Origin of the sequence: Pseudomonas nitroreducens TX1 (assembly GCF_000313755.1) — a bacterium.
Taxonomy (GTDB): domain Bacteria; phylum Pseudomonadota; class Gammaproteobacteria; order Pseudomonadales; family Pseudomonadaceae; genus Pseudomonas; species Pseudomonas nitroreducens_A.
Genome location: NZ_AMZB01000120.1, coordinates 1 through 16,720 on the forward strand (window position 1 = coordinate 1; position 16,720 = coordinate 16,720).

17 protein-coding genes are annotated in these 16,720 nt (G+C 65.6%); 5 read left to right on the forward strand and 12 right to left on the reverse strand.

What is annotated here, in order from left to right; all coding sequences use genetic code 11:
* Window positions 1-56: 56 nt before the first annotated feature.
* A complete protein-coding gene (locus C167_RS0118060) occupies window positions 57-830 on the forward strand; it encodes an enoyl-CoA hydratase-related protein (protein WP_017519696.1) in 774 nt (257 codons plus the stop codon).
* Between the two features lie 275 nt (window positions 831-1,105).
* Here C167_RS0118060 and pyk read toward each other — a convergent pair whose 3' ends face one another.
* From pyk to C167_RS0118075, 3 genes are all read right to left on the reverse strand, one after another.
* Window positions 1,106-2,557, reverse strand: a complete 1,452-nt coding sequence (gene pyk / locus C167_RS0118065) for a pyruvate kinase (RefSeq protein ID WP_017519697.1) — start codon at window positions 2,555-2,557, stop codon at window positions 1,106-1,108.
* A 105-nt stretch (window positions 2,558-2,662) separates the two neighbouring features.
* Window positions 2,663-3,571 carry a universal stress protein gene (locus C167_RS0118070; protein ID WP_017519698.1) on the reverse strand — a complete coding sequence of 303 codons (909 nt, stop codon included), beginning with the start codon at window positions 3,569-3,571 and terminating at the stop codon, window positions 2,663-2,665.
* 100 nt (window positions 3,572-3,671) lie between these two features.
* Complete coding sequence (locus C167_RS0118075) at window positions 3,672-4,496, reverse strand: tetratricopeptide repeat protein (RefSeq protein WP_017519699.1); 825 nt, start codon at window positions 4,494-4,496, stop codon at window positions 3,672-3,674.
* Window positions 4,497-4,595: 99 nt separating this feature from the next.
* On the opposite strand from C167_RS0118075, the gene C167_RS0118080 reads away from it, so the two are divergent.
* The 3 genes from C167_RS0118080 (at window position 4,596) to C167_RS0118090 (ending at window position 5,882) form a co-directional block, all read left to right on the forward strand.
* The gene (locus C167_RS0118080) at window positions 4,596-4,964 is read left to right on the forward strand and encodes a hypothetical protein (protein ID WP_017519700.1); all 369 of its coding nucleotides are present in this window, start codon (window positions 4,596-4,598) and stop codon (window positions 4,962-4,964) included.
* Window positions 4,965-5,039: 75 nt separating this feature from the next.
* Entirely contained in the window at window positions 5,040-5,462 is a 423-nt protein-coding gene (locus tag C167_RS0118085; RefSeq protein WP_017519701.1) for a DUF4124 domain-containing protein, read from the forward strand.
* A gap of 60 nt (window positions 5,463-5,522) precedes the next feature.
* Window positions 5,523-5,882: a PilZ domain-containing protein gene (locus C167_RS0118090; protein ID WP_017519702.1), complete on the forward strand. Its 360-nt coding sequence runs from the start codon at window positions 5,523-5,525 to the stop codon at window positions 5,880-5,882.
* A gap of 71 nt (window positions 5,883-5,953) precedes the next feature.
* Here C167_RS0118090 and C167_RS0118095 read toward each other — a convergent pair whose 3' ends face one another.
* From C167_RS0118095 to C167_RS0118130, 8 genes are all read right to left on the reverse strand, one after another.
* Window positions 5,954-7,282, reverse strand: a complete 1,329-nt coding sequence (locus C167_RS0118095) for a DUF58 domain-containing protein (protein WP_017519703.1) — start codon at window positions 7,280-7,282, stop codon at window positions 5,954-5,956.
* Complete coding sequence (locus tag C167_RS0118100; protein ID WP_017519704.1) at window positions 7,279-8,286, reverse strand: AAA family ATPase; 1,008 nt, start codon at window positions 8,284-8,286, stop codon at window positions 7,279-7,281. The genes C167_RS0118095 and C167_RS0118100 overlap by 4 nt, the downstream gene beginning before the upstream one ends.
* On the reverse strand, window positions 8,283-9,572 hold the full coding sequence (locus C167_RS0118105) for a DUF4350 domain-containing protein (protein ID WP_017519705.1): 1,290 nt from the start codon (window positions 9,570-9,572) through the stop codon (window positions 8,283-8,285). Before C167_RS0118105 ends, C167_RS0118100 begins: the two co-directional genes overlap by 4 nt.
* Window positions 9,569-11,164, reverse strand: coding sequence for a DUF4129 domain-containing protein (locus tag C167_RS0118110; protein WP_017519706.1), 1,596 nt, complete (start codon window positions 11,162-11,164; stop codon window positions 9,569-9,571). Before C167_RS0118110 ends, C167_RS0118105 begins: the two co-directional genes overlap by 4 nt.
* Window positions 11,151-12,137, reverse strand: coding sequence for a stage II sporulation protein M (locus tag C167_RS0118115; RefSeq protein WP_017519707.1), 987 nt, complete (start codon window positions 12,135-12,137; stop codon window positions 11,151-11,153). The genes C167_RS0118110 and C167_RS0118115 overlap by 14 nt, the downstream gene beginning before the upstream one ends.
* A complete protein-coding gene (locus C167_RS0118120) occupies window positions 12,134-12,805 on the reverse strand; it encodes an RDD family protein (RefSeq protein WP_017519708.1) in 672 nt (223 codons plus the stop codon). The genes C167_RS0118115 and C167_RS0118120 overlap by 4 nt, the downstream gene beginning before the upstream one ends.
* 155 nt (window positions 12,806-12,960) lie before the next feature.
* Window positions 12,961-13,728: a hypothetical protein gene (locus C167_RS0118125; RefSeq protein ID WP_017519709.1), complete on the reverse strand. Its 768-nt coding sequence runs from the start codon at window positions 13,726-13,728 to the stop codon at window positions 12,961-12,963.
* Window positions 13,729-13,864: 136 nt separating this feature from the next.
* Window positions 13,865-14,677 carry a hypothetical protein gene (locus C167_RS0118130; protein ID WP_017519710.1) on the reverse strand — a complete coding sequence of 271 codons (813 nt, stop codon included), beginning with the start codon at window positions 14,675-14,677 and terminating at the stop codon, window positions 13,865-13,867.
* 143 nt (window positions 14,678-14,820) lie between these two features.
* Between C167_RS0118130 and sbcB the strand changes: the two genes are divergently transcribed.
* Window positions 14,821-16,251: an exodeoxyribonuclease I gene (gene sbcB, locus C167_RS0118135; protein WP_017519711.1), complete on the forward strand. Its 1,431-nt coding sequence runs from the start codon at window positions 14,821-14,823 to the stop codon at window positions 16,249-16,251.
* Window positions 16,252-16,319: 68 nt separating this feature from the next.
* Here the strand turns inward: sbcB and mvaT are convergent, their stop codons facing one another.
* Window positions 16,320-16,694: a histone-like nucleoid-structuring protein MvaT gene (gene mvaT, locus C167_RS0118140; protein ID WP_017519712.1), complete on the reverse strand. Its 375-nt coding sequence runs from the start codon at window positions 16,692-16,694 to the stop codon at window positions 16,320-16,322.
* Between the last annotated feature and the right edge of the window lie 26 nt (window positions 16,695-16,720).

Consider the following 16,720-nt stretch of genomic DNA (forward strand, 5'->3'; position numbering starts at 1 on the left):
GGTGTTGAACGGGCTCTGAAACGGTCTTCTCACATCAATAAGAACAAGGAATTGCCATGAGCGAACAGATTCTCGTCGAGCGCGAAGAGGGCCTGCTGACCCTGCGCCTGAACCGTCCGGACAAGATGAACGCGCTGACCCGCACCATGTATGCGGGGCTCGCCGATGCCCTGGAAGCGGCGCAGGAGGATCGTTCGGTGCGCGTGGTGCTGATCACCGGCAATGCCGAGTGCTTCACCAGCGGCAACGACATCGTTGATTTCCTCCAGGAGCCGCCGAGTGGCCCGGACAGCGCGGTGTTCCGTTTCATGCGCGCACTGATGGAGTTCACCAAGCCGGTGGTCGCCGCCGTCGCCGGCCCCGCCGTGGGCATCGGCACCACGCTGCTGCTGCATTGCGATCAGGTATTCATCGCCAAGGGCGCCAAGCTGAAGATGCCCTTCGTCAACCTGGGCCTGTGCCCGGAGTTCGGTTCCAGTTTCCTGGTGCCGCGCCTGGTCGGCCCGGTGAAGGCTTCCAGCCTGTTGCTGCGCGGCGAAGGATTCACCGGCGAGCAGGCCGTGGCCTACGGTATCGCCAATGAGGCGCTGGAAGACGGTGCGGCTGCGCTGGCGCGTGCCCGCGAGGTTTGCCAGGCCTTCCAGCAGTTGCCGCCGGCCGCGGTGGCGCTGAGCAAGCGCCTGCTCAAGGCACCTTTCATCGAGGAGCTGCGCCGCGTGGTGGCGGAAGAGGGCCAGCACTTCGTGCAGCGCCTGCATTCGCCGGAAGCCCATGAAGCGCTGAGCGCCTTCACCCAGCGCCGTCAGCCGGACTTCTCGAAGTTCCTCTGAGGCAGGTTGCCCACACAATCTGTGGAGCGCGCTGTGGATAAGCTCTGAGGCAACCCGGCTACCTCCCGCCAGCCGTGGCCTGCGAGAGATTGAGCGGTATTTGAACGATGGTCCGCAGGTTGCCCACATAAGGTGTGGAAGGTGCTGTGGATAAGCTTGGGGCCAAGGTGCCGAAGCCACGTGGCGACTGGCTTTCAGCCGATTGGTTGCCCTTTGAGCAACCGCAAAGCAAAAGGCCGCCCCGGGGCGGCCTTTTCTTTTTCATTACAGCAGGATCAGACCAGCAGGTCGCCCACGTGCAGCACTTTCATGGTGTTGGTGCCGCCCTGGGCGGTGTAGCTGTCGCCCTTGGTCAGGATCACCCAGTCACCCGTGGTCACCACGCCACGCTGCAGCAGCGCATCGACGGCTTCCTGGCTGACGCGCTCCGGCGGCAGGGCAGCCGGATCGAAGGGAATGGTCTCCACGCCACGGAAAAGCGCCACGCGGGCCTGGGTTTCGCGGTGCGGGGAGTAGGCGAAGATCGGCACCGAGGAGCGGATGCGCGACATGATCAGCGGGGTGTAGCCGCTTTCGGTCAGGCAGATGATCGCCTTGATGCCCGGGAAGTGGTTGGCGGTGTACATGGCTGCCAGGGCGATGCTCTCGTCGCAGCGCTCGAAGGTCTGGCCGATACGGTGGCTGGATTTCTTAGTGGTCGGGTGCTTTTCGGCGCCGGCGCAGATGCGCGCCATGGCCTTGACCGCTTCCACCGGGTATTCGCCGGCGGCGGATTCGGCCGAGAGCATCACGGCGTCGGTGTAGTCGAGCACGGCGTTGGCCACGTCGGAGACTTCCGCGCGGGTCGGCATCGGGTTGTGGATCATCGACTCCATCATCTGGGTCGCGGTGATCACCGCCTTGTTGTAGCGGCGTGCGTGCAGAATGATCTTCTTCTGGATGCCCACCAGTTCGGCATCGCCGATTTCCACGCCGAGGTCACCGCGGGCCACCATCACGGCGTCGCTGGCGCGGATCAGGCCGTCCAGGGCTTCGTCGTCGGCCACGGCTTCGGCGCGCTCGATCTTGGCCACCAGCCAGGCGGTGCCGCCGGCTTCGGTGAGCAGGCGGCGGGCGTATTCCATGTCCTTGGCGTCACGTGGGAAGGACACGGCGACGTAGTCCAGGTCCATGCTCGCCGCCAGCTTGATGTCGGCCTTGTCCTTTTCGGTCAGGGCCGGCGCGGTGAGGCCGCCGCCACGGCGGTTGATGCCTTTATGGTCGGACAGCGGGCCGCCGATGATCACTTCGCAGACCAGCTCGTCCGCCTTCACTTCCTTCACCGCCATGACCACGCGACCGTCGTCCAGCAGCAGTTCGTCACCTACACCGCAGTCCTTCACCAGGTCCGGGTAGTCGATGCCGACCACTTGCTGGTTGCCTTCGGTGCGCGGGTGGCTGGTGGAGAAGCGGAAGGTGTCGCCGACGGCCAGTTCGATGCGCTTGTTGGCGAACTTGGCGATACGGATCTTCGGACCCTGCAGGTCGCCCAGCAGCGCGACGAAGCGACCGTGCTTGGCGGCAATGTCGCGCACCAGCTGGGCGCGCGCGCGGTGTTCGTCGGGAGTGCCGTGGGAGAAGTTCAGGCGGGCGACATCGATCCCGGCGAGGATCAGCTGCTCCAGGACTTCGGGGGAATTGCTGGCTGGGCCGAGGGTGGCGACGATCTTGGTGCGGCGAAGGGACATGCGGGACTCCTAGGGAAAGCAGCGGTCAGGCCGTTCCCGGAGTGGGTCCGGAACGGCCAGGGCGCCATCTTACTCTCTTTCGGATGACTCTTTCAGGTAGCCCGCTCAGGGGGCAGGCCTGATCACCAGCAGATCGCATTCGACTTCCTCGAAGACCCGCTCGGCGGTCTGGCCGATCAGCGCATTGTCGAGCTGGCCACGGGCGACGGCACCCATCAGCAACAGGTCGATGGCGTGTTCCTTCACATAAGCCGGAATCACTTCTTCGGCAAAACCCTGGCCCAGGTGGGTGAGCCGGTGATCGATCTGTGGATAGTTTGCCAGCAGCGTGTCGAAGGCTTCGCGGTGGTGGGCCTCGGTGCGCGCCACGTAGTTATCGTAGTCCGCCAGCAGCTCGGCATTGAAAGCCAGGGTGTGCGGCAGGGCCATGTAGGCGTGCAGGTAGTGGGCATCGAGCTGCAATCGCTGCTCCAGTTCGCGGGCGACCGTGATCAGTCGATGGTCCAGCGCGGCCGGGGCATCGCCGGCGTGCAGCGGGTCGACGGCGGCACACAGGTTTTTCCCGGCCCATTCGCCGTGCTGCACCAGCCACAGCGGCTGTGGGCAATGGCGGATCAACTGCCAGTCGTTGTTGGTGAGGAACAGGCGCTTGAGCAGGTTGTGGTGGTGCGCGGACTTGAGCACCAGGTCCGGCGTGGTCTGTTCGCAGTGCAGGACCACCTGGTGATGCAGGGACTTGCCCCAGCGCACCTGGCAGTGCACGTCGAGGCCGGAGTCGCGCAGCGGCGCGGCCAGTTGCTGCAGCCAGGCCAGGCGTTCGTCGAGCAGGTTGCGCTGGGCAGCGTCCAGGTCGCCGCGCTCCAGCAGCAGAGCATTGTCCAGCGCCGGGTTGTATTCGCAGGCCAGAAGATCCAGACGCGCGCCGCAGCGCTGGGCGATCCAGCGGGCGCGGGTGAGGGCGGGCTGGTCCTCGTGGCTCGGGTCGATGATGACGAGCAGGTGATGCAGCTTCATGGCAAAGTCCTCGCTTGCTCTGCGCTCAATGCAGAGCAAGCGTAGACACTGGCGCCGGCCGCGCGCCTTGACCTGGCTCAGCGGTGCGCCGGTCCTGCCATCAGCTGCGCGGCGAGGTCTGGTTCAGTGCGCGGTCCAGATGCCGGGCACCCTTGGCGGCCAGTTCCCCGCTGGGGAATTCGGCGAGCTGGCGGCGCAGGTAGGCGATGGCCTTCTCGCGGTCCGGATGGGGATTGTCCGGCGCCATGTACATCAGGCCAAGCTGGTACAGCGCCTTTTCGCGGATGTCCGGCGGAATGGCCGGGTCATTGGCGCCCAGCAGGTAGAGCTGCGCCGCTTCGTCGACACGGCCCTTGAGTACGGCGCGGCGTGACAGCAGGGTCATGTCCGGGTCGAGGGTCGGCTTGTTCAGGTCCAGGTTGTACTGCGGCTGCCAGTCGGCCAGCAGTTGCCTGGCGGTTTTCTGTACCGGGTCCTTGGCGCGCTGGGCGATGATCAGCTCGCGGGCGTCGGCGTGTTCGGCAGCCTTGGTGCCGGGAAACTCCCGGTCGATGCGCTGGAAATAATCCATGGCTTTGCGATCGTCGCGCTGGTCGTTGTAGCGGCTCATGTAGATCAGGCCGATCTGGTACAGCGCGATGGCGCGCACTTCCGGGCCATAGCGGGAGTTGTCGTAGCCGGTGAGGTAGAGCTTCTCGGCATCCGCGCTCTTGCCGTCGCGAATGGCCTGGGCGCTGTAGGTCAGCAGGTCGCCTTCCTCTTCCACGGCGGCGGTCATGCGCTTGTTCTTCAACTGCTTGTATTCGGCCACTTCGCCGGTGGTGACCTGCGCGACGAACAGCGGCGTGGTAGGGGCGCAGGCGGCGAGCCAGGGCAGTAGCGCGGCGAACGGCAGGGCAATCGACAGGGAATGTGCGAAACGCATGGCAACTCCTTTGCGCCAAGGCGAAGTCCACGTGAGTCTAGTGGCGGACTACAGTACGGCCAAGACGGGCCGATACACTTCCCAACGGAGGATATGCCCATGCGAACCCTTTTCCTCGCGCTGCTGGCGCTGAGTGTTACCGGCTGCACCAGCTGGTCGATGAACTATCACCTGAACAACGCCTATCGCGCGTACAAGAGCGGCGATTGCCAGCGTGTGCAGCTGGAGCTTTCGGAGACCGAGCGCAAGGCCCGCGCGCGGCCGTGGATCCAGCCGGAAATCTCTATGCTGCGCGGCCAGTGCCTGGAGCGCGAGAAGTTCTACGTGGATGCGGCGCAGACCTACCAGTTCATCATCGCCCGCTATCCCACCAGTGAGTATGCTTACCGGGCCAAGGCGCGGCTGGAAACGCTTCGGCTCAACGGCCGCCTGCCCGGCGACTCGCGCACCGACCCGGCTACGCCCTGACCGGCGGTCGTGGGCCGACTTGAGGCGGGCCGATAGCTGGCTAATCTCATGGATGCTTCACGCAAGGAGGTAGCAATGCGCGCCCTGTGGCTTTGTGCCTGGTGTTTCCCCCTGCTGGCTTCGGCGGATATCTACCGCTGGACCGACGCTCAGGGAAAGGTGCACTTCAGCGAAACGCCACCGCCCGGGGCGCAACGCGTCGAGGTCAAGCCGCAGGTCGTCGAACGTGATGCGGCGACCCGCGAGCGCGAAGAGCGTACCCGCCGCTTCTACGACGCGCGCCGGGATGAAAGCGCCGCCGCCCATAACCAGGCAGCGGAGCAGCAGGCCAAGCTGGACCAGCAGTGCGCTCAGTGGCGCCATGACCTGGAGTCGATCAGTCATGGCGGGCGCTACTTCACGCAGGACGGCAGTGGTGAAAGGACTTACTACAGCGATGCACAGCTCGACGCCGCTCGTCAGGCGCTTAGCGCACGGCTGGCGGAAGGTTGTCGTTAGGACTGGCCCTGCGTGGGCGGCATCGTCATACTGGACGATATCTCATAGCGAAACGCCATTATGCGTCATCAACGACATATCGAGCGCCATCAGCTGCCCTACTACCTGAAGGTGTTCAACAGCATCACCGACAAACCGATGGGTTACCTGGGCAACGTGTCGCTGGATGGGCTGCTCCTGATCAGCCAGCTGCCGATGCTGGTGGGTGGCCGCTTCGAAATGCGCCTGAAGATCCCCAGCCACGACGGCAAGCTGCAACTGATCGAGTTCGCCGCCACATGCCAATGGTGCCGCGAGGACGTCAATCCAGGTCACTACGATTCGGGTTTCAGCCTGGCGGCGCCACCAATGGAATACGTCGAGCTGGTCGACGCGTTGCGCCGTTATTTCAGTTTTCGCCGGCAGGTGGAGTCGGTCTGAAGCGCAGGACGCGCTGACCGATCTGCACGGTGTGGGGCTCCAGGGAGTTGGCGTCCGGATTTGCCGCGACGCTACAGCGCACCAGCTTTCTTCCAGCCCAGATAGCGGCTGATCAGTTCCGGCCCCAGCTGGCTCGGCCGTGCATCGAGCACCGGCACGCCATGGGCCATCAGCTTCTCGTGCAGCCCGGCGCGGGCGTTCAGGTAATCCACCGCGCCGCAGTACGCCAGGGCCTCCTCGAAACCTTCCACCGGCGACTGGCGCAGGCGGTCGAGGACTTCCTCACGCAGGCTCGCTACCAGTACACGGTGCTGGCGGCCCAGGCGTTTCACCGCCGCCACCAGTTCCTCGTCATCCTCGTCGCGCAGGTTGGTCACTATCACCACCAGCGCGCGGCGGCGCTGGCGGGTGAGCACGGCCTGCACCGCGGCGGGGAAGTCCGCCGGGCGCTGGCTGCTGCGCAGGTCGTAGACGCTGTTGAGCAGGGCGGTGAGCTGGGCGCTGCCCTTGGCCGGCGGCAGGTGGCGCGGCTGGTCGCCGGCGAAGGTCATCAGGCCCACCGCGTCGCCCTGGCGCAGCGCGACATAGGCGAGCAGCAGGCTGGCGTTGAGCGAATGGTCGAAGTGCGAGAGGTCGCCGTCGTGGCTGCGCATGCGCCGACCGCAGTCGAGCAGGAAGAGAATCTGCTGGTCGCGCTCGTCCTGGTACTCGCGGGCGATGGGCGTGCGCTTGCGCGCGGTGGCCTTCCAGTCGATCTGCCGCAAGGTGTCGCCGTCGCGGAATTCGCGCAGCTGGTGGAAATCCAGGCCCAGCCCACGGCGCTGCCCGGCGCGCACGCCGATGCGGTTGAGCCAGTGGTCCACGGCCATCAGTTCGGCGCCGTAGAGGCGGGCGAAATCCGGGTAGACGCGGGTTTCGTCGCGCTGCTCCAGGTAGCGCCGCCCCTTCCACAGGCGCAGTGGGCTGGACAGCTCGATCTCGCAGCGCGGGAAGACGAAATGCCCACGCGACAGCGGGCGTACGCGATAGCCCAGTTCGGTCTGCTCGCCGGGATGCAGCTCCACGGTCTGCGGCAGATATTCGAAGTCCATGCCGGCGGGCAGGTGGTCGAACACCGTGATGCGTTGCGGCTGGGCATAGCGGTGATGGAATTGCAGGCGCACCTCGCTCCAGCGGCCCAGCGGCAGGTTGCCGCTGAGCTGGCGCCTCAGCTCGGGCGACGGCGTGCGGCGCAGCCACAGGGCATCGGCCAGCGACAGCAGGATCAGCGCGCAAAGCGCACCCCACCAGAGGCGGCCGAGCAGCGCCGAGCCCGAGTCCAGTGCCTGCGCCGCGCCCAGGGCGATGGCGATCGCCAGCAGGACGCCGAGCAGCGCGAGGAGCGCGCGCGAGGGTTTCATACGCGCGGCGCCGGTACCTGGTCGAGCAGCTGTTGCAGCACCTGGTCTACCGACAGGCCTTCGATCTCCAGTTCCGGCGACAGGCGCACGCGATGGCGCAGCACGGCCAGGGCGCTGCCCTTGACGTCGTCGGGGATGACGAAATCGCCGCTGCGCAGCAGGGCGCGCGCACGGGCGCAACGCACCAGGGCGATCGAGGCCCGCGGTCCGGCGCCCAGCGCCAGGCCCGGCCAGTTACGCGTGGTGCGGGCGATGCGCACGGCGTAGTCGAGCACCTGGTCGTCGATGGGCAGGTCGGCGGCGATCTTCTGCAGGGCCAGCACGTCCTTGTCCTTGAGCAAAGCACGCATGGGCGCCACATCGAGCATGTCGCTGCGCGCCGAGCGGGTAACCTGGCGCACCAGGGTCTGCTCCTCGCTCTCCAGCGGATAGTCGATGCGCAGCTTGAGCATGAAGCGGTCGAGCTCGGCTTCGGGCAGCGGGTAGGTGCCTTCCTGCTCGATGGGGTTCTGCGTGGCCAGCACCATGAACGGCTGCGGCACGGGCAGGGCGCGACCCTCGAGGGTGACCTGGCGCTCCTGCATCACTTCCAGCAGGGCGGCCTGGGTCTTGGCCGGCGCGCGGTTGATCTCGTCGGCCAGCAGCAGATGGGTGAACACCGGGCCCTTGCGCAGCTTGAACTGCTCGGTTGCCAGGTCGTACACGGCGTGTCCGGTGACATCGCTGGGCATCAGGTCGGGAGTGAACTGGATGCGCGCGAAACCGCCGTCGAAGCAGCGGGCGAGGGCGCGCACCAGCAGGGTCTTGCCCAGGCCCGGAACGCCCTCGATGAGCACATGGCCGCCGGCGAGCAGGGCGGTGAGCACGTCGTCGATCACCTCCTGTTGGCCGATCAGGGCTTTCTGCAGTTCGTGGCGCAGTGCCTGGGCCAACTGGCTGGCGCGCTGGCGCTGGGCTGCCGCATTGGGTGTGGGAGTAGCGGGCTGTTCAGGTTGGTCACTCATAGGGCATTCCTGAGGCTTTGCAGGTGCGCGACCTGGCGGGTGAATTCGGCGACGGCCATGCGCTGTTGCGGATAGGGGCGCATGGCCTGGCTGATGGCGCTGACCGGCATGCGCGTCATGCGGCCCAGAGCTTGCCATTGTTCGGCGACCGGCAGGCGGTCGAAGCCGGGCTGGCGTTGCCGCGCCCGGCGCGTCACGTCACGTTGCAGGCCCTGCAGCAGGGTGAGCTGGCCGCGCTGGCGGAGGATGAAATCGGCGCCGGCGCGCAGGTGTTCTTCCAGTTGCCGGCGGCTGCGGTCCGGGTTGGGCTGCAGCGGGCCCTGGCGCAGGCCATTGCGCCAGAGCACCAGAACGAGCAACAGGACGGCGGCCAGCAGTGCCTGGGGGAAGAAGCGCATCAGCAGGGTCATCAGGCTGGTGCCGTCGGCGCGGTATACCAGGGTGACGGCGCTGTCCTGGGTCAGGTACCAGAGCAGCCAGGCGTTGTCGTAGGCGTCGAGTTCGCCGTTCTGCCAGATCCAGTTGTCGGTGAGCACGGTGATCAATCCCTGGCCCTGTTGCAGTTGCAGCAGGTGGGTGGAATCGGCGCTGTTGGCCCAGGCGTAGGCGAGGTTCTTCGAGTCGAACAGGTGGTAGTCGGTGTCGAAGTCGATGTAGGCCGGGGCCTTCTCGTTCTCCAGGTAGAGCTTGGTCAGCTCGGGGTAGGGATCGGCTTCCGCGGCCTCGCTTTCGTGGGCGCTGGAAGCCTGGTCGGGATGATCTTCTTCTGCTTCCGGCTTGTCCGCTTCATCCTGCTGTTCGTCCTGGGACGCAACTGCTGAATCTTCTTCGGGCGTGGTGGATTTTTCCTCTTCCTTGTCCTTCAGGTCGGCGGTGAGGAATTGCTGCACGCCCAACTGATCCAGCAGCGCGTCGCGGCTCTTGCCTTCTTCTTCGTCCCACAGGCTTTCGGCGGTGACGATGAGGTGGCCGCCGCGATTGGCCCAGTCGAGCAAACGGGCATTCTGGGTCGGCGTGACGTTCTCGCGGGTCCCCAGCAGGATCAGGGTCTGGCCCTTGCTCGGCAGCTTGTCCAGCACTTCCATGCCGCGGGCGGTGGTGACTCGGATGCCGCGGCCGCGCAGGTACATCTCGGCGGCGAGATAGGGATTGGCGCGGGCTTGCGGGGAGGCGCCGTGCTCGATGGTCTCGGTGTAGGGCTCGAGGTTGCGGTACAGGTAGTAGCCGATGCCGCCGAGCACGAGCACGGTGAGTAGCACCAGCAGGACGAGGTTGTTGCGCTTCATGCCCGCACCTCGGTGCCGAACAGATGACGCCATTCGCCGCACAGCTGCTGCTTGAGTTCGGCCCGCGGCGCCCGGTGGCCGTAGGCGAGCGCCTGCCACTGCTGGGTCAGGCTGCGGGCGAAATTGTCCAGCGGTGGGTCGTTGAGGTCGGCCACGCGCACCAGCACTTCGCCTTCGGTGGTCGATTCGCGCAGCGGCACGCGGAAGTCGTGCAGCAGGCGGCTGAGCAGGGCCCGATAGAGCAGGCCGAGCGCCGCTCGGGGTTGCTCGTCCCACAGGCGCTCGGCTTCGCTGGCGACGTCGCTGGGCAGGGTTTCGGGTGCCAGGTCCAGCCCGAACAGCACGCTGGGTGCTTCGCGGCGCGGCTTCTGCGGCAGCCCGATGCGCTCGACGAACAGCCGCAGCCATTCGCGATAGCGCCAGATGACCAACGCGATGATCGTGAACAGCAGGCCCCAGAGCAGCACTTCGATGCCTTGCGCCGCGAACTTGAAGGCCTTCCAGTTGCCCAGCGCCTCGAAGAAGTTCTTCAGCCGCTTGGCCTCGTCCGGGTCTGCCGGCTTCTGTTCTTTCTTGTCTTCGTGAAGACGCCAGCCGGTGACTTTCTCGCTGTTCCTGAACGGCGGCGCGGCGAGGATCTTTTCCGCGGCGCTGCGCGCGTCTTCGCTGTTGAGCTTTTGCTGGGTCAGCCGCGCGCCCTGGGGCCCGTCGGGGTTCTGATCGGGCAGCGGGCAACTCTGGCTGGCCTTGCTGCCGGTATCCGAGTCCGCAGCCAACGCGTCATCGGCCGGCAGCAGGACGAACGCGCTGGCCATTGCCAGCAGCAGGGCATAGGCGCTGCCGACCAGGCGCTGGCGCAGGCGGCGGAATACCAGCTCGATATCCCAGGCTTCCAGTTCGGTGCGGCGGTTGAGGTAGAGGGTGAAGCCGCAGGCGACGTACACCGGTTCCCAGACGATCAGCAGCAGGGCGTAGATCAGGTTGCTGATGTGCTCCAGCCACGCCCAGTCGCCTTGTGCGGCACTGATCAGCGACTTCCATTCCCAGTCCTCGACCCACTGGTTGGGCAGCATCAGGTACATCAGCGTGGTCAGGCCCAGCCACAGCGCCAGTTCGAAATGCATGCCGACTATGGTCAGCCAGGTGGCGCCGCCGGCATTGCGCTGGCCGAGTACCACCAGGCGCTGGCTGCGCGCCTGGCCGGCAAGGCCTTCGAGCTGCAGCACCGGCAGGTCGAAACTGCGGGTCGGGCTGAAGCGGCGCCAGAGCAGGCTGGGCAGCAGTTGCGCCTTGATCAGGCCGGGGAAGGCACGCAGCGCTTCCTTGAGCGTTGGCGTGTCGCCGAACAGCGAGCGCGACAGGATGTACAGCGGCAGGCGTTCGAAGGCGGGCTTGAGCCACCAGAAGATCAGGATCGCCCAGCTGGAGTAGTTCCATAGCAGCACGGACAGCAGCACGAATACCGGCAGGGTGACGATAGCCCAGCTGGCCGTCAGCACGCCGGCGTGACGACGAGCCAGGAGGATGCCCAGGTCCAGCGCCTCCCAGGCGCTGCGCGGGCGAATGGCGACGCTGGCGTCAGTCAGGCGCATGGCGTCTCCGTCCGGCAAGGAGGAAATAGCTGGCCACCAGCAGCCACAGGCAGGCGCCGACCCCGTACTTCACCGTCGCCGAAAAGTGCGTGATGGAGGACCAGTAGCCCTCGATGAAGGCGGCGATCAGCAGCATCAGGATCACCCCGCCGATCAGCTGCACGGCGCGGGAGGCCGCCTGGCGCAGGGCCTCGAGGCGACTCAGGCGGCCGGGGGAGAGCAGTGCCCAGCCGAGCTTCAGGCCCGCGCCGCCGGCGAAGGTGATGGCGGTCAGCTCGAAGGCGCCGTGGCCGATGACGAAGGACCAGAAGGTCTCGATGTAGCCGACCTGGGTCAGGTGACCGGCGACGGTGCCGATCACCACGCCGTTGAACAGCAGGAAGAACAGGCTGCCGACGCAGAAGAGCAGTCCGCTGGCGAAGGTCTGAAAGGCGATGCCGATATTGTTCATGATGTAGTGGCCGAACATCTGCCAGTCATCGCCGGCGTCGCGCGTGCTCATGGGGCCCAGGCGCGTGGTGTCCGGCGAGTACATCGATTCCATCTCGGAGACGCGCTCCGGCGTCATGACGCTGTAGACCAGGTCGGGGAAGTGATAGACCAGCACGCCCATCAGCAGCAGGCTGCCATAGAACAGCAGGCTAGCGAGGCCGATGCAGCGCCACTCCTCGCGCACCAGCCGCGGGAAGCCGGCGACCAGGAAGCCGAGGATGCGCGCACCCAGGTGGCTGCGGTGGCGGTAGAACTGCTGGTGCCCGCGCATGGCGAGCTGCTGCAGTTGGTCGATCAGGTGACTGCTGTAGCCGCGTTCCTGGGCCAGGGCAAGCTGCTGGCAGATGCGCCGGTAGTCGGCGGCGAACTCCTCGGGCTTGTCGCTGGGCTCCTGGCGCTTGCCGCCTTCCAGTTGGTCCAGTCGCTTGGCGAAACGCTTCCAGCTGCCCTGGTGGCGTTGTTCGAAGTAGGCCTGCTTCATGGGTGGCCCGTCCCGTTGCCCAGCAGGCCGCTGGCGATGCGGTTGAGGCGTGCTTCGGCCTGTTCGGGCGCGATGCCCAGTGGCTGCGCGAGGATGCCGGCGAGTTCTTCACGGCGAGCGGCCGAAAGCTGCGTGCCGCGTTCGGCGAAACTCATCAGCGCGCGCTGCTCCTCCAGGCTCAAGGGCCAGGGGGCGAGTTCGGGCGTGGTCTGCGGCACCTGAGGGCGGCTCGGTGGCGGATCGCGGTAGATCACCAGGGTGCCGGCGGCGAGGTCGCCCAGGCGCTTGAAGCCGGAGTTGGACAGGCAACTGAGCAGGCCGAGCGTGTAGGCGAACGGCAGGATATCGGCGAAGCGCAGCAGGTTGCGCAGCAGCGAGGCGGACCAGCCGATGGGGGTGCCGTCGTCGTGCACCACGCGCAGGCCCATGACCTGCTTGCCGGGGGAGCGGCCCTGGTTGAGCACTTCGAAAAGCACCATGTACCACCAGGTCATGATGAAGGTGAGGATCAGGCCCAGGCCTGTGCCCAGTTCGCCGAGGAAGGCGAGCAGCATGAACAGCGCCACCATCAGCAGAATGCGAATGCCCAGGTCGATCAGGTAGGCGAGGGCGCGAGGCACGACACCGGCGGGACGCAGCAGCAGGTCGATGCCTTCCGGGGTCTCCACGTGATAGCGGGTATCCAGGACGGGCGCCTGGGGAGACGCGTTGGAATGGAGGTCTGCTGGGCTCAAGGGAAACCGCTGTCGATGGGGTAGGTGCCAGATGCTAGCCAGCGCGGTGCGACGAGGCAACCGCGCTGGCAGGATTGGCCGATGCTGTCTTAATGCGTGGGCGGCAGGACACCGAAGATGGTGCGGTAGAGCACGCCGATGGCAATGATCGACAACGGCAGCGTCCAGATCAGACCGATACCCAGCGGAATGGCGCTCACGATCAGGATTACGCCGAGCACCAGGAACAGCCCGAAGACCTTGAACCAGTGCTGGGTGATCGCCTTGCGCGAGGCCTCCAGCGCCTGCCAGGGGCTCAGCTTGCGCTCCACTACCAGCGGGATCGCCAGGATGTACGCGACGCTCAGGTAGATGCCCGGCAGCAGCAGGAACAGCACGCCGAGGTAGACCAGCAGGGTCATCACCAGACCCGTGATGAACAGCGGCACGAACAGCCCGAAGTGGCTGAACATCTCGTTGAAGGAGATGGGTTGGTCGGCGGCGCGGCGGATACCGAGCATATTGATCCCGGCGAGGAACGGGTAGCCGACCGCCGCCGCGAGTATGCCCACCACCAGTTGCAGAATGGCCATGCCGAAGCCGGCCTCGGAGCCGCTGGCGACGTAGCCAAGGCCCAGCACCATGCCCAGGACAAAGCTGATCACCTGCACGATGACCATGTAGATGATGAAGCCGACGATGATCGGCCCCTTGGTGCCGTTGACACGCTGCCAGGCATCCTTGATCAGGCTTTCGATGGAGAAGTCGTAGCCGCGGGCAAGGGCCTCCTCGATGCTCGGCACCGTGCCGCTGGCGACAGGGTCCTGCAGCGAACTGGCGGGCGGCGCGAAGGGGTTGGAGGAAGTATCGGTAGTCATGGTTTGCTCCTTTGGCTCGGGTCGGTAACGGCGCGGGAGTGGGTAAGGCAGGCTAATGCCGGTGATGTGGGCGACGCTCGGTGTGGCTCGTCCCGAAAGTGCGGAAGGGGCGCATGGCGCCACTTCCAGCGGGGTTTCAGGCCTTGGGTGGCAGAACGCCGAAGATGGTGCGGTAGAGCACGCCAATGGCGACGATCAGCCAAGGCATCATCCAGATCAGCGCGATACCCAGGGTTAGGGTGCTGAGCATGAACAGCAGGCCGAACACCAGCAGCAGGCCGAACACCTTGAACCAGTGCTGGGTGATGGCCTTGCGCGAGACTTCCATGGCCGCCCAGGGCGACAGGCCGCGTTCGACCACCAACGGGATGGCCAGCATGTAAGCGATGCTCAGGTAGATGCCCGGCAGCACGAAGAAGTAGCCGATGAAGATCATGATGGTGCTCAACAGCACGCAGACCACCACCTGGAAGGTGCGGCCGAAGTGGCTGAAGACCTCGTTGAAGCGCAGCGGCTGATCGGCAGCACGGCGGATGCCGAGCATGTTGACGCCTGCCAGCAGCGGGTAGCACACCGCCGTGGCGACGAAGCTCAGGACGATGGAGCCGATGAAGAAGGCCACCAGTGCGCCGACCGCCATGCCGCCCGCGGCTTCGCTGTCGCCGAGCAGGCCCATGCCGGCGATGCCGGCGACGCCGACCACGGTGAGGAACAGGCTGAGCACGTTGACCAGGGCGAAGATCGCTGCGTAGAAGACCACGAAGCCGCCGATGATCAAACCCTTGGTGCCCTTGGTGCGGCGCCAGGATTCGCCCAGCAGGTCGCCGACGCGGAAGTCGTAGCCGCGGCTCAGGGCGTCGGCGAGTGAGGGCACGGAGCCCTGCGCTGCGCCCGGCTCGAGATTGCTCAGCGGGGCGCTGTAGGGATTTTGTGCAGCGATGTCTTGCATGAGGAAAGTCCTTTCCAGTGGGTGTGTCCTTGCGACGCCCATCATAAAGGTCTGGGCTGTCCATGTGCCAGCGAGGCGTTTTGGAAGTGTGGCAGGCCGCACTGTTAGACTGCGACGCACTCGCTTGCAGGCAAGGAACAACAATGAACGCCAGTATCTTCTGGTACGACTACGAGACCACCGGTATCGACCCGCGCCGCGACCGGCCGCTGCAGGTGGCCGGCATCCGCACGGACGAAAATCTCAACGAGATCGGCGAATCGCTGAACCTCTATTGCCGCCCCAGTGACGACATCCTCCCGCACCCGGCGGCCTGCCTGGTCACCGGCATCACTCCGGATCGCCTGGAGGAGCGCGGCCTGGGCGAAGCCGAATTCATGACCCGCCTGTATGCCGAGCTCGCTCAGCCGGCCACCTGCGTGGCGGGTTACAACACCCTGCGTTTCGATGACGAGGTGACGCGCTACAGCCTGTACCGCAATTTCTTCGATCCCTATGCCCGCGAGTGGCAGGGCGGCAATAGCCGCTGGGACCTGATCGACATGGTGCGCACCGCCTATGCCCTGCGCCCCGAAGGCATCGTCTGGCCGCAGCAGGACGGCATCGTCAGCCTCAAGCTGGAGCGACTCACCGCGGCCAACGGCATCGACCACGGGCAGGCCCACGATGCCCTGTCCGACGTGCGCGCCACCATCGCCCTGGCGCGACTGGTGCGCGACCGCCAGCCCAAGCTCTATGACTACCTCTATCGCTTGCGTGGTAAGCAGGGCGTGCTCGATCAGGTGCGCGTGCTGCAACCGATGGTGCACATCTCCGGCATGTTCTCCGGCGCCCGTCATTATCTGTCGGTGGTGCTGCCGCTGGGCTGGCACCCGCGCAACCGCAACGCGCTGATCGTCTGCGACCTGGGCGCCGATGTGTCGCCGCTGCTGGAGCTGGACGCGGAGGCCTTGCGCAAGCGCCTCTATACCCGTCGTGATGAGTTGGCCGAGGGCGAGTTGCCGGTGCCGCTGAAGCTTTTGCACATCAACAAATGTCCCGTCGTGGCGCCGCTGTCCGTGTTGCGTCCGCAGGATCGCGAGCGGATCGGGCTGGACCTGGATGCCTGCCTGAACGCAGCCCGGACACTGACCCAGGCGAAAGCAATCTGGCAGGACAAACTTGCACCCTTGTATGCCGAAGAAAGTTTCGCCGGCAGCGAGGATCCCGAACAGCAGTTGTACGACGGATTTATCGGGGACCGGGACCGAAGATTGTGCGAGCAGGTGCGCCAGGCCGATCCCTCGCGGCTGGCGAAAGAACAATGGCCATTCGACGATGCGCGACTTCCGGAACTGCTCTTCCGTTATCGGGCGCGGAATTTCCCGGAAACTTTGAATGCCACGGAACAGCAACAATGGCAGGACTTCTGCCGTGCGCGTTTGAGTCGGGCCGAGTGCGGCGCGCCGAATACGCTGGATAACTTTGCCGCGGCAATGAGCGAACAGTTGGTCAATGCCACGCCGGCCGGTCGGCTGGTGCTGCAAGAGTGGCAGAAGTATGCGCAGGTGCTGCGCGCGCGCTATGGCCTGTAGCGCCCTGTACTTTCTTGCGGGCAATAAAAAACGCCAGCACCTGCTGGCGTTTTTCATGTCCGCAAGGCTTAGCCCAGCAGTGTGGCCCAGCCTTCTACGGCTTCGGCGCCCCACTTGGCTTTCCATTCCTTGAGGGTCTTGTGGTTGCCGCCCTTGGTTTCGATCACTTCACCGTTGTGCGGGTTCTTGTATTGCTTGACCTTGCGAGCGCGCTTGCTCACGGTGGTCTTTGCGGCGCGCGGCGATTTGCTCAGCTTCGCGTCCGGATCGAGCAGGGCGATGACGTCACGCAGGGACTTGCCATAGCTGCCCATCAGCGCGCGAAGTTTCTCTTCGAACTCAAGCTCTTTCTTCAGCTTGTCGTCCTGCTCCAGGGATTTCAGGCGCTCCTGAAGTTCCTTGATGGCTTCTTCGGTAGCGCGGTACTCGTTGATCAGCGACATGTTGGGTACCTTGTTCTGGGTCCAGC

What these genes read in the sequence shown, in the direction of transcription:
- C167_RS0118060 (WP_017519696.1), top strand. Translation starts at nt 57, where the DNA reads ATGAGCGAACAGATTCTCGTCGAGCGCGAAGAGGGCCTGCTGACCCTG.
- pyk (WP_017519697.1), bottom strand. Translation starts at nt 2,557, where the DNA reads ATGTCCCTTCGCCGCACCAAGATCGTCGCCACCCTCGGCCCAGCCAGC.
- C167_RS0118070 (WP_017519698.1), bottom strand. Translation starts at nt 3,571, where the DNA reads ATGAAGCTGCATCACCTGCTCGTCATCATCGACCCGAGCCACGAGGAC.
- C167_RS0118075 (WP_017519699.1), bottom strand. Translation starts at nt 4,496, where the DNA reads ATGCGTTTCGCACATTCCCTGTCGATTGCCCTGCCGTTCGCCGCGCTA.
- C167_RS0118080 (WP_017519700.1), top strand. Translation starts at nt 4,596, where the DNA reads ATGCGAACCCTTTTCCTCGCGCTGCTGGCGCTGAGTGTTACCGGCTGC.
- C167_RS0118085 (WP_017519701.1), top strand. Translation starts at nt 5,040, where the DNA reads ATGCGCGCCCTGTGGCTTTGTGCCTGGTGTTTCCCCCTGCTGGCTTCG.
- C167_RS0118090 (WP_017519702.1), top strand. Translation starts at nt 5,523, where the DNA reads ATGCGTCATCAACGACATATCGAGCGCCATCAGCTGCCCTACTACCTG.
- C167_RS0118095 (WP_017519703.1), bottom strand. Translation starts at nt 7,282, where the DNA reads ATGAAACCCTCGCGCGCGCTCCTCGCGCTGCTCGGCGTCCTGCTGGCG.
- C167_RS0118100 (WP_017519704.1), bottom strand. Translation starts at nt 8,286, where the DNA reads ATGAGTGACCAACCTGAACAGCCCGCTACTCCCACACCCAATGCGGCA.
- C167_RS0118105 (WP_017519705.1), bottom strand. Translation starts at nt 9,572, where the DNA reads ATGAAGCGCAACAACCTCGTCCTGCTGGTGCTACTCACCGTGCTCGTG.
- C167_RS0118110 (WP_017519706.1), bottom strand. Translation starts at nt 11,164, where the DNA reads ATGCGCCTGACTGACGCCAGCGTCGCCATTCGCCCGCGCAGCGCCTGG.
- C167_RS0118115 (WP_017519707.1), bottom strand. Translation starts at nt 12,137, where the DNA reads ATGAAGCAGGCCTACTTCGAACAACGCCACCAGGGCAGCTGGAAGCGT.
- C167_RS0118125 (WP_017519709.1), bottom strand. Translation starts at nt 13,728, where the DNA reads ATGACTACCGATACTTCCTCCAACCCCTTCGCGCCGCCCGCCAGTTCG.
- C167_RS0118130 (WP_017519710.1), bottom strand. Translation starts at nt 14,677, where the DNA reads ATGCAAGACATCGCTGCACAAAATCCCTACAGCGCCCCGCTGAGCAAT.
- sbcB (WP_017519711.1), top strand. Translation starts at nt 14,821, where the DNA reads ATGAACGCCAGTATCTTCTGGTACGACTACGAGACCACCGGTATCGAC.
- mvaT (WP_017519712.1), bottom strand. Translation starts at nt 16,694, where the DNA reads ATGTCGCTGATCAACGAGTACCGCGCTACCGAAGAAGCCATCAAGGAA.